The following is a 13242-nucleotide window of genomic DNA, read 5'->3' on the forward strand; positions in this document are numbered from 1 at the left end:
GCCTCCGTTGCGTTGAGCACCCGCGAAGGCTAAATGGGCAGGCATGTATTCCTTCTTATTTGTCAGTGACATCGGCCCAGGGCCGAAGATACCGCCGTTTGATCGGCGCGAGGATTGTCGATGCGATCAGCGCTCCTAGCAGGGGCGGAACGGAATTGCTCGCACGGACTGGTCGGACGTCGATGGGAGACAGCTCACATCCGTGGTGACCGGGGCCGTGCCGTTGCATTGCCCGGGTGCACCAACGCGACGGAAATGCACGATATAATTCATGTGGCTACCCGGGCACCTCACCCGACGGAGGTTTCCGCCATGGAGCTGTTCGGACGTGAGGTCGAACTGGCGCGCATTTCCCGCTTCCTCGAGTCGGTGCGCGGCGGCGGCGACGTACGGATGGTCCGCGGCGAACCGGGTGTCGGGAAGTCCGCGCTCCTCACCGCCGCCGCGGAACTCGCGGTCGACGACGGGATGCGCGTCCTACGCGCCTCCGGCTCGGAGTTCGAGGCCGACATCAGCTACTCGGTTCTCAACCAGTTGCTGCTGCCCGTCCACACCGAGATTCCGCGGCAGCCACCCGGGATGCGTGACGCACTGAACGTCGCGTTGGGTTTCGGTCCTGGTCCGCCACCGCCTGTGCTGCTGGTGTGCAACGCGGCGCTCTCACTGCTGTCGACCATCGCGCGGAAGACACCCGTCCTGCTGCTCGTCGACGACGTGCAGTGGGTCGACCGACCGAGCGCGGTCGTGCTCGGTTTCATCGCGCGACGGGTCCAAGGCACCTCGATCGGCGTCGTGGCGTCCTCGCGCATCGGCACCGAAGGTCTGCTCGACCGCCGCGGCCTCACCGAGGTGGTCGTGCAGCCGCTGAGCCCGGAGGCCGCCACGCGATTCGTCGACGCGCGTTACCCGGACCTGCTGCCGCAGGTCCGCCAGCGGCTGCTCGACCTCGCCGAGGGCAACCCGCTCGCTCTCGTCGAGTTGCCGGCCACCCTCACGGAGGTCGACCCGCCGGCCCCGCTGACGGAAACGGGCGGTGTGGGCCCTGACGTCGTCCCGCTCAACAACCGCTTGCGGGCCGTGTTCGCCGCGCGCGTCGGCGGTCTGCCCGAGGCCACCCGGCGACTGCTGCTGCTGGCGACCTTCGAGGGCAGCGGTGAGCTCCGGGTCCTGCGTGGGATCACCAGCCTCACCGACCTGGCCCCCGCCGAACGCGCCCAACTCGTCCGGGTCGACGGCGCCACCGGCCGGATCGCCTTTCGCCACCCACTGATCAAGTCAGCGATCGTCGCCATGTCCACACACACCGAACGGCGGGACGCCCACCTCGACATCGCCGCCGCGCTCCCGCGTGACTGGGAACGCCGCGCCTGGCACCTGGCCGCCGCGGCGGCCGATCCCGACGAGTCGATCGCGGCCATGCTCGACGAGTCGGCTCGGCGCGTCATGCAGCGCGGCGACGTACTCGGTGCGGTGTCGGCACTGGTTCGCGCCGCCGAGTTGAGCGCTTCCGGGGAGAATCGCGCGCGGCGGCTCGCGGAGGCGGCCTACCTGGGCGCTGAGGCCGGCGGCGCACGCGATGACCTGCGCACGTTGCTGGCCGAGGCGCAGATCACCAACCCGGATCCTTCGGGGGCGCTCAACGCGGCCAGCGCGGCCGCCCTGCTGATGATCAACGGCGACGGCGACGTGCACACCGCCCATCGGCTGCTGGCCGGCGCCATCGAAACCGGACGGCATGGCTGGCGCGCCGACGACCCGGCGCTGGACGAGGCGATGCACACCCTGCTTCTGCTCTCCTGGTATGCCGGCACGCCCGAGCACTGGGCGGTTTTCAACCGCGCCCTCGACCGGCTCACTCCCGGGCCGTCGGACATCCTCGCGGTGATGAGCAAGACGTTCCCAGACCCGGTACGCACCGGCGCGGCCGCGAGAACCGACCTGGACGCCCTGCTCGCCACCCTCGCCGATGAGGACGACCTCACCAGGGCCATGCGCATCGGCACCGCCGCGGTGTACGTCGACCGGCTCGCCGAGATCCGGGAGTCGGCGTGGCGCCTGGTCCAGCAGGGCCGGGACGGCGGTGCACCGCGTCGTCAGCTCGGGGCGCTCATGCACTTGGGTCTCGACGGCTACCTCACCGGCCGGTGGGACGAAGCCGAGGAACTGGCGAAAGAGGGCCAGAAACTCTGCGCTGAGGCTGGCCTGCCTTTTCTCACCTGGTATTTCCTGTTCAACCGGGCAAACATCGCGGCCGGCCGTGGTCTGACCGACGAGGCCTATGCGCTGGCCGACGAGATAACCCGCTGGGCGCTCCCGCGAGGAGTCGCCGGAGCCACGGCCATCGCGCACTATCCACGTACGATCGCCGCCGCGGCCGAGGGCGACTTCCAGTCCGCCTATCTCCACGCCACTGCCATCAGTCCCGTCGGAGTGCTGGCACCGTACGTACCGGTCGCCATGTGGGCCGTCCTCGATCTCGTCGAAGCCGCACTGCGTACCGGCCGGACGACCGAGGCACGAGCCCACGCCGACGCCGTACGCAGGGCGAACCTGGCGGGGATCTCTCCCCGGATGGCGCTGATCCAGCGTGGCGTCGACGCTCTCGTCCTCGACGACGACGAGGCGGGCCGGCACCTCGAGGAGATGCTCAGCTCCTCCGCCGCGCAAAGGTGGCGTTTCGAGGCCTGTCGCATCCGGCTGGCCTTCGCCGAAAAGCTGCGCCGAGGCAAATCCTTCGCCCGCGCCCGCGAACATCTGCTCGAGGCTCGCACCGGCTTCGCCGCCATCGGCGCCGAGCCGTGGTTGACCCGCAGTGCGCAAGAACTACGGGCCACCGGATATCGCCCGGCCATCGCCGAAGAGCCGGGACCGGTCACGCTGACCACCCAGGAGCTCGAGATCGCCCGCCTGGCCGCGAGCGGCCTGAGCAACAAACAGATCGGTGAGCGATTGTTCCTGTCTCATCGCACGGTCGGCGCCCACCTCTATCGGATCTTCCCGAAACTAGGGATCTCCTCCCGCGCTGGCCTGCGCGACGCGCTGTCCACCGACCACCCCTCGCCACAGGCAAATGACTGATTCTCGCCGCTCCCTTCTGGTCGAGCCTGGAGCCATGAACACCACGTTCAAGGCCGGCTTCGCGGCGGATGCCAGCGACGCCGGTGACGAACGCCGCCTGGCGCGGCAAGCCGAGTTGGGCTGTCATCGCGACGGAGGACAAGTCGTTCGACCAGGCGATGCTGCAGCACATGGCCAAGCGCATGGGCGCGACGATCACCAACGTCTCGGCCAGCCATGCCCTGTACCTGACGCAGGCCGGCGTCGTCTCCGACGTCATCGTGACCGCCGCACAGAACGCCGCCGGCGAAACTCGCTGACACCCGACCACTTCACCCCGGGCCGGCTCGCACGCACGGTGTGAGCCGGCCCTGAGCCTGCCGCAACGATCCTCCTCCGTGGACGTCGTCGCCGCGCTCCGTCTCCGCGACGACGCCCTGCAACCCCAGCCGTTCCCCGTCGCGCCGGGCCTGGTCGTACCGGTCGGGGCCGAGCCGCTGCCGCAGTGTCGCGTTGTCCTCGCCCAGAGTCGGCCACGGCGGCACGTACGCCGTCATCCAGAGCACGCTCGACGGCGTCTGGAAGGTGGCTGCCGCGGCACCCAACCGCACCGCCCGCACCCATCGACCTCGGGCGCTTTCCAGGTCGGCGAGCGCGACCAGGAACAGGCCCACGCTGGAGACGTCCCCGCTGGCGGCTGACTCGCGCAGACCCGCCCGCAGGCTCTCGTGCGCGCTGACCGAGTCGCCGCGCGCGACGGCGATCACCGCGGCCGTGTAGCGGGCCACGACGAGGCCGAGGTCGTCGCCGACGCGGGCGGAGATCCGTTGCGCCTCCGCAAGGTGCAGGGCGGCCGCGTCCGGGTCGCCGGTGCGCAGCGAGACCATGCCGAGCCGGCTGTGGAACAGGCTGGTCAACCAGTGCTCGTCGGTGCGAACGGCCAGCTCGTACGCCTTCCCGAGCAGCTCGCGGGCCTGTTCGAAGTCGCCTGCTTGGGCGGCGTAGCTCGCCAGCGGACCGAGCGCCCGTGCCTCCACGGCGTTGTCGCCCGCTTCGCGGGCCAGCACGCGGGCCTCTTCGAACGCCGGGCGTGCCCGATCATGTTGGTGGGACACGAACTCCATCGCGGCGGACGCGACCAGGGCCCGGCCACGCAGGGCTGGTGGCAGCAGGTCGCGCTGTTCGAGGATTCGGCGCAGGTAGCGCACGGCCTCGTCGAGGTAGCCGCGGCGCCACCAGAGCTGCCAGATCGACCAGCCGATCCGGACGGCGTCGGCGGGCCGGCGCCGCTCGAGGAGCCAGTCGAGCGCGGCGTCGAAGTTGCCGTGGTCCCGGTCCAGTCGCTCCAGCCACTCCGCCGACGCACCGGTGTTGAGGTGTGGCTCGGCGTTCGCCGCGACGGCCAGGTAGTGCGCGGCGTGCCGCTCCCGGACGGCGTCGCCCTCGTCGGCGAGCCGCTCCCGGGCGAAGTCGCGCACGCTGTCGAGCACCTTGAACCGGACGGGCTCGTCGACGGTGTCCGGTTCCACGAGCGCGGCGTCCACAAGGGATTCCAGGGTGACGAGGACGTCGGTGTCGTCCTCGCCGGCAACTGCCTCGACGGCGGCGAGGTCGAAGCCGCCCGCGAACGCGCCGATGCGGGTGAAGAGCCGTTGCGCGTCCGGAGGCAGGAGGTCGTAGCTCCAGGCCAGGGTGTCGCGCAGCGTGCGCTGCCGGGCCGGCCGGTCGCGGGGACCGCGGGTGAGCAGGCTGAGCTGGTCGTCGAGGCGGGCGGCGATGGCCGACGGTGGCAGGAGCGGCACGCGGGCGGCGGCGAGCTCGATGGCGAGCGGCAGGCCGTTGAGCCGGCGGGTGATCTCCAGGATCGGGCCGGCGTTCTCGTCGGTCAGCGTGAATCGCCGGTCGGCCGCGCGGGCGCGGTCGACGAAGAGCTGGACGGCGCTGAACCCCGCCGCGAACGCCGCGGACGCCGTCCGGGTCGACGGCGGCGGCGTGCGCAGCGGCTGGACGGTGAACACCCGCTCGGCGGTCAGCCGCAGCGGCGCACGGCTGGTCACCAGCGCGGTGACGCCGGGCGCCGCGCGCAGCAGCGCGGCCAGGTGCGGTGCGCTGCCGGCGACCTGCTCGAAGTTGTCGACGACGAGCAGCAGCCGCTTGGCGCGCAGGAACGAGGTGGTGTCGTCCAGCGAGCGCACCCCGCCGGAGGTACGCAGCCGCAGGGATCGGGCGAACGCCTCGCCGACCGCGGCGGGGTTGGTCGCGGCGGACAGGTCGACATAGCGGACCCCGTCGGGGTAGCCGGCGGAGACCCGCTCCGCGACCGCGGCGGCCAGCCGGGTCTTGCCGACGCCGCCCGGGCCGGCCAGCGTCACAAGCCGCACCCGCTCGTCGGTCACCAGCGCGCGGAGCAGGTCGAGGTCGGCCTCCCGGTCGAGCAGCGCGGTGCGCGGCACCGGCAGGCGGTGCACGTCCGCCGGCTCCGACTCGCGCGGTGCAAGACCGCCGGTGCGCTCGAAGCGCTCCGAGAGCAGCACCGCGATGTCCTGCTGGACCAGACCGCGCAGCTCCTCGGTCGAACTGAAGACGCGATACGACAGCTCGCCCTTCTGCCGGATCGAGTCGAGCAGCCTCTCCAGGCGCGGATCGCGGTCCGGTGCCGGCTCCCGCACGTAGATGAGCCGTGGCATCGTTTCCGCGGCGAGCCGGAACTCGTCCTCCAGGCCGGAGATGTCCATCCCCGGGCCGACCCAGCCGTAACTCCGGTCGTACACGCCGATGTAGATCTGGCTCTGCGCCAAGTAGGACCGGTAGACCTCGCGCGGCGGGTGCGCCCGGGCCCCGGCCTCGAACATCACCGGGTGCAGACGCAGCGCGGTCACGGCCTCCCGCACCACCGCGCGCTCGGCGGCGAGCTCCGTGAGCGTCGAGCTGACGAACACCCGCAGCCGCTGGTCCGGAGTCAGGATGGCCCCTGGATCAGTCATGCCTGCCGGGGCCGAACGGTGTGGTTCATCCGGAACATGGTGTGCGGGTCGAACCGCTGCTTGATGGCGAGGAGACGGTCGTAGTTATCCGCTCCGTAGACCTCGCTCAGCGTGTGCGGATCGAGTGCTTCCTCCGGGGACAGGAAGTTCAGCATCCGCCGGTGTTTCAGGTCGGCCCACGGGCGCATCGCCGCGAACAGGCGCTCCAACTGGTCGTGCAGCACCGGGATCAACGCACCGTCGCCGACCCCGAACGCGAATAGCTGGTACGGCAATCCGCGGCTGGGCACGAAGTCGGGCCTGGCCGGCACCCGGTCCAGCGCTCCGCCGAGGGCTCGCAGTTCGATGCTGGCCAGCAGGCTGCCGCTACCCAGCCCGGTCAGCCCGACCAATGTCTCCAAGGCCTCGTCGGGCAGCGCGGCCAGGCCGAGGCTGCGGTCCTGGTAGGGGATCGGACCCACCGGGTCGTTGTGCAGCGCCGCGGCCTCCCGGTAGGGCTGCTGGGCGATGGTGTCCAGGAGCCTGGTGCCGACGCCTCGCATCGGTTCCAGCAGGGCGCGGCCTGTCGCGGCCGGCCCGAGGTAGGCGTATCGGACGTGCACGACATGCGAGCCGTGCAGCACTTCGGGGTACTCGTCGATCGGAGGAAGATTCTGGATCGCGACCGACGTGGTGGCCTGCTTCGGCAGTCTCGCGGCCCAGTCGCGCCACGTGTGCAGGACCTCTTTGATCTGACTGGCCGGAAAGTAGATGCCGCCGGCGAAGACCGAGGTCACCCGAAAGAGCGCGATCTCCATGGCCGTGACGACGCCGAAGTTGCCCTTCCCGCCGCGCAGCGCCGCGAACAACTCGGGTTCCGCCTCGGCGCTCACCGTTCGAAGCTGCGCGTCGGCGGTGACGATGTCGAATGACCGCACATGGTCGGAGGCGTAGCCGTGCGGCCGGCCGAAGATCGGGCTCTGGCCGCCACCAAGGGCGTAGCCGATGACGGCCACGGTGGTAGAGGAGCCGCTCATTGGCGCGAGCCCGTACGGTGTCGTCGCATCGATCACCTCGGACCAGCGCGCAGCCCCCGTCACCCGCGCCGTTGCCCGATCGACGTCGACCGTGACACCGCTGAGGCGATCGAGCGTCACGAGCAAGGCGTCCTGCGCGGTGTACGGCTGCATGTGTCCGCCGCCGCGGATGGCGACGGCGAGCCCGAACCTCGCGGCGAAGCGGATCGCGGCCTGCACGTCGCCCGGGCTCGTGGCGCCAACGGCCACCACAGGCCGCAGCGGGGTCAACAGGTTGTAGGTGAAGCATTCGGCGTCGTACCCGGGGTCGGTGGGGCGGAGGACGGGGCCGTCGACCTCTTCCGCCAGTTGCTGGAAATCAGTGTCCGTTGCCATGACCTTGACGACGAGAATCGTCCGGCAGGTCTCACCACAGTGACGGTGGCCACGGTCACAGGAAGATCGTGGGTGTCGCCGGGCGAAGGCCGCCCGGAGGGGGTCGACCGGGCAGCCTGCCGTCCTGGCCGCGGTCGACCGTCGGCAACCGCGCTGACCTCGAAACGGTGTTTACCGGACACCGCCCGGAAGCAGGCCTACCGTTTTGGAGTGATACGGCTAGGAGCTACCCAGAACCACGATGAGGAACACCGATATGGCTGATCCGATGAAGGCCGTTGTGCTCGCCCGTTTCGGAGGGGCCGATGCTTTCGAGTTGCGCGACGTCTCCGTGCCGCAGGTCGAGCCCCGCCAGGTGCGGGTGCGCGTGCATGCGACCGCCGTCAACCCGCTCGACTATCAGATCCGTCGCGGCGACTACGCGGATGATGTGCCGCTCCCGGCGATCATCGGGCACGACATCTCGGGCGTGATCGAGGAAGTCGGATCACACGTGACCGAGTTCCGCGCCGGCGATGCGGTGTACTACACGCCCCGGATCTTCGGCGGTCCCGGCTCGTACGCCGAGCAGCACGTCGCCGACGTCGACCTCGTCGGCCGGAAGCCGGAGAACCTCAGTCACCTGGAGGCGGCGAGCCTGACTCTCGTCGGCGGAACGGTCTGGGAGGCCCTGGTGACGCGAGCTCAGCTCACCGTGGGGGAGACGATCCTCATCCACGGAGGCGCGGGCGGTGTCGGCACGATCGCGATCCAGATCGCGAAGGCGATCGGCGCACGAGTGATCACCACCGCGAAAGCCGGCGACCATGAGTTCGTGGGTTCTCTCGGAGCGGATGCGGCGATCGACTTCACCTCGACGGACTACGTCGATGCCGTGGCCGAGATGACGCGAGGCAAGGGGGTCGACGTCGTCTTCGACACGATCGGTGGCGACACGCTGACCCGAAGCCCGCTGACGCTTGCCGACTTCGGACGCGTCGTCAGCATCGTCGACATCGCGCAGCCGCAGAACCTCATCGAGGCGTGGGGCAGGAACGCCGCCTATCACTTCGTCTTCGCACGACAGAGCCGAGGAAAGCTGGACGGGCTCACCACGCTGGTCGAGCGCAGTCTCGTGAAGCCGGTCATCGGCGCGACTCTTCCGCTCGCTCGAATGGGCGAGGCTCATGAACTGCTGGAGAACAGGCGGTCGTACGCACTCCGCGGCAAGGTCGCGATCGATGTGGCGGGCGAAACCGTTGCGCTTCCCCCTCGCATCTCGTAGCGGACCGCTCCAGACACTCGCGCGACGCAGGCGATGGATCACTCGCACCACAATGGACGTTCGACGAGCGACGTTATGCGCGAGCCAACACGCTTACGCGGCCGGGCTCGCCGTCGCACTCGACGACGGTGAGGTCCTGGCCCTCGACTAGACGGCGGAGGGAGTTCAGGTCATAGAAGCGAACGACGCCGGCACGAGCTGGTAGCACATCGCGCGCAGCCGCCAGTACGGCGTGTCCGCGCGACTTCGACCATCCGAGGTGACCCGTCGACACCGACGACTCGTAACCGCGCCGTGCGAGTGCGAGCGCGTGCGCGCCGGGCCCGCATCCGAGATCGGCTACAGGTCCGGGCGGTGCGACGACGTTGGCGAGCTCATCGACGGTCCGCTCGACCAGCTCACGTTGCCCCGACTCGTCGCGTCGCCGCTCCCAGGCCGCGCTCTCACGGTCGTACATGAAGCGAAAGAACCAGTGCGGGGCAGGCATGGCGTCGACGCTACGCGTGCCGCGGCGCGGCGCGTCGACCCGAGGCTGCCGAGCTGCTGTGTGCGGGTCACGATCGACACATCGTGGGCTGGGGTGGCACGTCCAGGCGAGCTGCGTCGCGGTGGTCGGCTCAAAATGTCAGCGGATGCAGTGGGATGTTCATGACGTCGCCGGGCCGGATCTCGGCTGTTCCCTCGACGAGGGTCACGCTGTAGCCCTGCCTGTGGACCCACGCCACAACCTGCTGGTCCGGCGGGGTGTGGATGACGTTGGTCTTGCCATCGTTCATGGCGATCAACGCTCGGAGGAGTCCGATGTCTGGCGTGAATCTCAGCATGTACCGATTTTGTCCAACGGGTCCCGTCCACGGGATCGGGCGACGGGACCGCGCATCCGGCGAGGTGGATGACGGTCAAGGGGTCAGCCGAACGGCCAGGACGGAGGGGTCCGTGGTGTGGGTGAGGTCGATCTGAAGACCGGGTGTCCCGGGCGAGTCCACAGTTCGCCCGGGACGATGTCCGGCTAGCAGCACTCGAGCCCGTGGGTGACCGGGGCGGCCCACGGCATGTTCGCCGCGGCGGCGGGTGCGGCGAACAGCGCGACCGCGGCCGCGCCGCCGAGGATCACGATCGCCAGGCGGCGGGCCAGGTGCGTGCGGAAACGTGTCATTGACATCTCCTCGCGGCAAGGGCCAGCACCCGCTACCCGGTGACCACCACCGTGTCAGCGATGCGTGGAAGGCCCGTGGAAACGGCGCGGATGGAAAGTGGCATCGGCAGGGTGCGATCGAACACCGGTCGAGCGCGATGGGGCCGGTGTCCAGCTCGGGCCATGCTGGACACCTCGCTGGCTCGCCGAGCCAGGCCGTCGTGAACGCGGGTCAAAGTGCGTCCACGCTGTGTGGCGTACAGACGAGTGGCCTGTTCCACTCGCTGCGGCAGGACCGACGGCGGAGCATGTGCTATCTTGGTCCTGTTGCAGTTTTGATTTCCGTAGACGTTATCGGCGCCTGATGGGTATTTGAAACCATCAAGGCGCCTTTTCGTTTTCGTGTCGTTTCGACGCGGGTGATCAACGCAGCGGCGTAGGGGTCCGCGCAGTGCGGTCCCCAACAGCCTGCGAAGGAGCAGACATGACTACAGGCACCGTGAAGTGGTTCAACGCCGACAAGGGCTTCGGCTTCATCAGCCCCGACGACGGCGGCGCGGACGTCTTCGCCCACTTCTCCGCGATCTCGGCGAGCGGCTTCCGCAGCCTCGACGAGAACCAGAAGGTCGAGTTCGACATCACCCAGGGCCAGAAGGGCCCGCAGGCGGAGAACATCCGCCCGCTCTGATCCACGCTCTGCGAACGGCGGCCTGACTGGTTCAGTCGGGCCGCCGTTCGGCGTTTCATGAGCCCGCCACGGTCTTCCGAATCCATCTCGGTTTCCCGTCTCGCACCGCACCTCCGATGACCGGTGGTCGCCCGGGTCGCCTGGCCCGGCTGGTCACAGGTCGGCGACGGTGAGCCAGTCGGCCGAGCGCGGGCGGTACCCGTACCCCTGCTGGAGGCCGGCCACGACGGCGGCCGTGTGTCCGGCGCCGGAGACGACGGCCACCTCGATGTCTTCGTGGCCGCGCTCCTCGTGCAGCCGGCAGAGCGCGGCGATGAGGCGCTCGTCGCGCTGATCGGCGAAGGCGGCATCCAACCCCGGCGGCAGGTCGTTGAGCTCTTCCTCCTTGTTCGTCAACGGGAGGTCGTTGGTCTCCATCGATTTCGACCAGATCACCCGGGAGCCGCCGAACAGCCGCGCGAGCGCGATGGCCGGTAGCACGAGCCATAGGCACGCCGAGGGCCCGGTAATCGATGTTCTGCTCGAGCCGCCTGGTCACCCCCGCGTAGAACGCGGGTTTGGCGATGTGAATCATCGGATAGAGCAAGAACTGGAGCGGCGTCCCGGTACGCAAGCTGGCCCTGCGCGCGTCACACCTCGGGCGCCAACACCTTCTCCGGCGTCGGGCCGGTCCACAGGAAGGAGTCGTGTCGTACCTTTTGGACGAGCCTGATCGACGACACCGTCAAAGCGGCGCCGATCGTCCATCCCAGCCAGTAGCTCACGGACGTCGGGGATGGCGGCAGGCCGACGAGGTATGGGAATGCGCCGACAATCGCGAGTGCGCTTATCGCCGGGAACGAGATGAACAGTGGGCTCAGCAGTCGATGCCGGCGCGGGATCTCGCGATGCGCGCGGAGCCACTCTTCCCAGCCGAGGCCGCCGGCCACGCGTGGGCTGAGCTCGGTCCTGATGTAGGTCGCGATGCTTAGGCACGCGTAGCTGTGCGCCACGTGGCGGCCCGCCAGCATGACTGTGGTCAGCGGCAGGATCAGCAGAACCGTGGCGCGGCCGGGGCTCGAGAGCGCGAGGCTGAACAACGCGCCCGCGACCGTCAGTTGGATGGACAGGAGGGCCTGCTGGCTGTTCTGCCGAGCCATGATCTCCGCGCGCAGGGCGGTGAATTCAGCCAGTGCCGTTTCCTGGGATCGCACGGTGTCGTCGTCAGGCATGGCCGCCCCAATCCGGCTGGAACTCCGTACTCCAGATGATGAGCTACCCGCGCAAACCTGATGGGACCGAGACAAATACCCGACGTCACTATCGCGGCCGATATCTCGCCGACTGACGGTGCAACCCGCGACCGGGGTCAATGGTGTCCTCTCCGGAGACGAGGAGGCAGCCTATGGAGACGGTTGTGCGGGTGCCCAAGCCCGGGGCAGGAGCGGCGGCCGGCGTGTCGTTCGACGAGTTCTACGGCGCGAACGTCCACCGGTTGATGCTCCAGATGTACGCGTACACCGCGGATGTCGGCGCTGCGCAGGACGCGGTCCAGGAGGCCTTCAGCCGAGCCTGGGCTCGCTGGGACCGACTGGCCACCTACGACGAGCCGGCGGCCTGGATCCGGCGGGTCGCGATGAACGTGGCCAGCAATCGCTGGCGCCGGGTCCGCGCGGCCCGGGCCCACGCCCGTTACCACCGCGAGGAGGTGGTGGCCGAGCCGAGCCCGGACCGGGTCGCGCTGGCCCGCGCGCTGCGCTCGTTGCCCGAAAAACACCGCCGGGCCATCGTGCTGTTCCACATCGCCGACCTCGCCATCGCCGAGATCGCCGTGCAAGAGGGCGTCCCCGAGAGCACGGTCAAGTCCTGGCTGCACCGCGGCCGGGCCGCACTCGCCACGCTGCTAACCGAAGACGAGGAGGACGACCGTGCCTGACCAGGTCGACGAACTGTTCGCGCGGTTCCGCGCCGGCCCGCCGCTTGCTGTTCCGGCCGGGGCCGACGCTGCCCGGCAGGTGTCCCGGCGCCGCCGGCGGTCGCGGACGGCAGCAGCCGGCGTGCTGACCGCCGTCGCGGTCGGTCTGCCGTCCGTGGGTTTCGCGGTCGGCGTGTTCGACCGTCCGCCGGCGGTGAGTGGCCCGCCGACCTCACCGAGCCCCAGCACCGCTCCACCGGACCAGGTCGCTGAACCGGACGGGCTGGGCGCCGCGGTGATGCTGCGGGAGAGCGACCTGCCAGCGGGCTACCACCGCGTGCCGCTATACCTGATCGGTAGTTCCCGGACGCTGGGCCATTACGCGGGTGGCTGCGCCTTCCCGCGAAGCGCGGGTGTCAATCCCCTCGGTAAATGGATGCTGGAGGAGAGCTACGAGCGCGGCGGCGACGACGACCTCTACCAGGTCACCGAGAGGATGGACTCGTCAGCCGCGACCGAGGCCTGGCTCGACGCCCTGCCGGATCAGCTCAGCAGCCACTGCCCCCGGGTTCGCTTCACTGTGGTCGACACCGGCTTTGCCGGCGCCGGCTCGACGCTGATCCGGGTGACCGCGAACAAGGGCGAGACCAACTTCTACGTCTTCGTCCGGCAGGGTTCGCTGATCACTCAGCTCTGGCAGCGGCAGCAGACCGACGTAGCGGCGCTGCGCGAGCTCGGCCGGGTCGCCGCCGACCGGCTCTGCGAGGGCACCCCGACCTGCTAGAGATAGGCGCCGTTCAAACGGCGTGACCCGTGTTCACTGGGCGCA

Annotated in this window: 13 protein-coding genes; 6 read left to right on the forward strand and 7 right to left on the reverse strand. The window is 69.6% G+C overall.

Annotation, left to right across the window (positions count from 1 at the left end; genetic code table 11):
* Positions 1-312 precede the first annotated feature (312 nt).
* Entirely contained in the window at positions 313-3078 is a 2766-nt protein-coding gene (locus BLV39_RS33165) for an ATP-binding protein (RefSeq protein WP_090801039.1), read from the forward strand.
* Between the two features lie 83 nt (positions 3079-3161).
* Positions 3162-3377 (forward strand): hypothetical protein, encoded by a 216-nt coding sequence (locus BLV39_RS33170; protein WP_204082740.1) that lies wholly within the window; start codon positions 3162-3164, stop codon positions 3375-3377.
* 12 nt (positions 3378-3389) lie between these two features.
* Here BLV39_RS33170 and BLV39_RS33175 read toward each other — a convergent pair whose 3' ends face one another.
* On the reverse strand, positions 3390-6041 hold the full coding sequence (locus BLV39_RS33175; protein WP_090801042.1) for a DUF4062 domain-containing protein: 2652 nt from the start codon (positions 6039-6041) through the stop codon (positions 3390-3392).
* Positions 6038-7432 (reverse strand): FAD-binding oxidoreductase, encoded by a 1395-nt coding sequence (locus tag BLV39_RS33180; protein WP_090801044.1) that lies wholly within the window; start codon positions 7430-7432, stop codon positions 6038-6040. The genes BLV39_RS33175 and BLV39_RS33180 overlap by 4 nt, the downstream gene beginning before the upstream one ends.
* A 256-nt stretch (positions 7433-7688) precedes the next feature.
* Between BLV39_RS33180 and BLV39_RS33185 the strand changes: the two genes are divergently transcribed.
* Entirely contained in the window at positions 7689-8696 is a 1008-nt protein-coding gene (locus BLV39_RS33185) for a zinc-dependent alcohol dehydrogenase family protein (protein WP_090801046.1), read from the forward strand.
* A gap of 73 nt (positions 8697-8769) precedes the next feature.
* On the opposite strand, the gene BLV39_RS33190 is transcribed toward BLV39_RS33185, so the two are convergent.
* From BLV39_RS33190 to BLV39_RS43295, 3 genes are all read right to left on the reverse strand, one after another.
* On the reverse strand, positions 8770-9183 hold the full coding sequence (locus BLV39_RS33190; protein ID WP_143049995.1) for a class I SAM-dependent methyltransferase: 414 nt from the start codon (positions 9181-9183) through the stop codon (positions 8770-8772).
* Between the two features lie 130 nt (positions 9184-9313).
* Positions 9314-9520 (reverse strand): hypothetical protein, encoded by a 207-nt coding sequence (locus BLV39_RS33195; RefSeq protein WP_090801050.1) that lies wholly within the window; start codon positions 9518-9520, stop codon positions 9314-9316.
* Between the two features lie 185 nt (positions 9521-9705).
* Positions 9706-9852 (reverse strand): hypothetical protein, encoded by a 147-nt coding sequence (locus BLV39_RS43295; RefSeq protein WP_176985219.1) that lies wholly within the window; start codon positions 9850-9852, stop codon positions 9706-9708.
* Positions 9853-10315: 463 nt separating this feature from the next.
* Between BLV39_RS43295 and cspE the strand changes: the two genes are divergently transcribed.
* A complete protein-coding gene (cspE, locus tag BLV39_RS33200) occupies positions 10316-10519 on the forward strand; it encodes a transcription antiterminator/RNA stability regulator CspE (protein WP_013283833.1) in 204 nt (67 codons plus the stop codon).
* Positions 10520-10672: 153 nt separating this feature from the next.
* Here cspE and BLV39_RS33205 read toward each other — a convergent pair whose 3' ends face one another.
* Together BLV39_RS33205 and BLV39_RS33210 are read right to left on the reverse strand one after the other, a co-directional pair.
* On the reverse strand, positions 10673-10999 hold the full coding sequence (locus tag BLV39_RS33205; RefSeq protein ID WP_090801052.1) for a hypothetical protein: 327 nt from the start codon (positions 10997-10999) through the stop codon (positions 10673-10675).
* 149 nt (positions 11000-11148) lie between these two features.
* A complete protein-coding gene (locus BLV39_RS33210) occupies positions 11149-11730 on the reverse strand; it encodes a hypothetical protein (protein ID WP_090801054.1) in 582 nt (193 codons plus the stop codon).
* Between the two features lie 173 nt (positions 11731-11903).
* On the opposite strand from BLV39_RS33210, the gene BLV39_RS33215 reads away from it, so the two are divergent.
* Positions 11904-12434, forward strand: a complete 531-nt coding sequence (locus BLV39_RS33215) for an RNA polymerase sigma factor (protein ID WP_239083564.1) — start codon at positions 11904-11906, stop codon at positions 12432-12434.
* Positions 12427-13197 carry a hypothetical protein gene (locus tag BLV39_RS33220; protein WP_090801059.1) on the forward strand — a complete coding sequence of 257 codons (771 nt, stop codon included), beginning with the start codon at positions 12427-12429 and terminating at the stop codon, positions 13195-13197. The genes BLV39_RS33215 and BLV39_RS33220 overlap by 8 nt, the downstream gene beginning before the upstream one ends.
* Positions 13198-13242 lie beyond the last annotated feature (45 nt).

The sequence above is a fragment of the Asanoa ishikariensis genome (assembly GCF_900107455.1).
Taxonomy (GTDB): domain Bacteria; phylum Actinomycetota; class Actinomycetes; order Mycobacteriales; family Micromonosporaceae; genus Asanoa; species Asanoa ishikariensis.

Bases quoted from the DNA above. Each gene is read 5' to 3' on its own strand.
- BLV39_RS33215 (WP_239083564.1), top strand. From the start codon at position 11,904: ATGGAGACGGTTGTGCGGGTGCCCAAGCCCGGGGCAGGAGCGGCGGCC.
- BLV39_RS33185 (WP_090801046.1), top strand. From the start codon at position 7,689: ATGGCTGATCCGATGAAGGCCGTTGTGCTCGCCCGTTTCGGAGGGGCC.
- BLV39_RS33175 (WP_090801042.1), bottom strand. From the start codon at position 6,041: ATGACTGATCCAGGGGCCATCCTGACTCCGGACCAGCGGCTGCGGGTG.
- BLV39_RS33180 (WP_090801044.1), bottom strand. From the start codon at position 7,432: ATGGCAACGGACACTGATTTCCAGCAACTGGCGGAAGAGGTCGACGGC.
- BLV39_RS43295 (WP_176985219.1), bottom strand. From the start codon at position 9,852: ATGACACGTTTCCGCACGCACCTGGCCCGCCGCCTGGCGATCGTGATC.
- BLV39_RS33195 (WP_090801050.1), bottom strand. From the start codon at position 9,520: ATGCTGAGATTCACGCCAGACATCGGACTCCTCCGAGCGTTGATCGCC.
- BLV39_RS33210 (WP_090801054.1), bottom strand. From the start codon at position 11,730: ATGCCTGACGACGACACCGTGCGATCCCAGGAAACGGCACTGGCTGAA.
- cspE (WP_013283833.1), top strand. From the start codon at position 10,316: ATGACTACAGGCACCGTGAAGTGGTTCAACGCCGACAAGGGCTTCGGC.
- BLV39_RS33165 (WP_090801039.1), top strand. From the start codon at position 313: ATGGAGCTGTTCGGACGTGAGGTCGAACTGGCGCGCATTTCCCGCTTC.
- BLV39_RS33190 (WP_143049995.1), bottom strand. From the start codon at position 9,183: ATGCCTGCCCCGCACTGGTTCTTTCGCTTCATGTACGACCGTGAGAGC.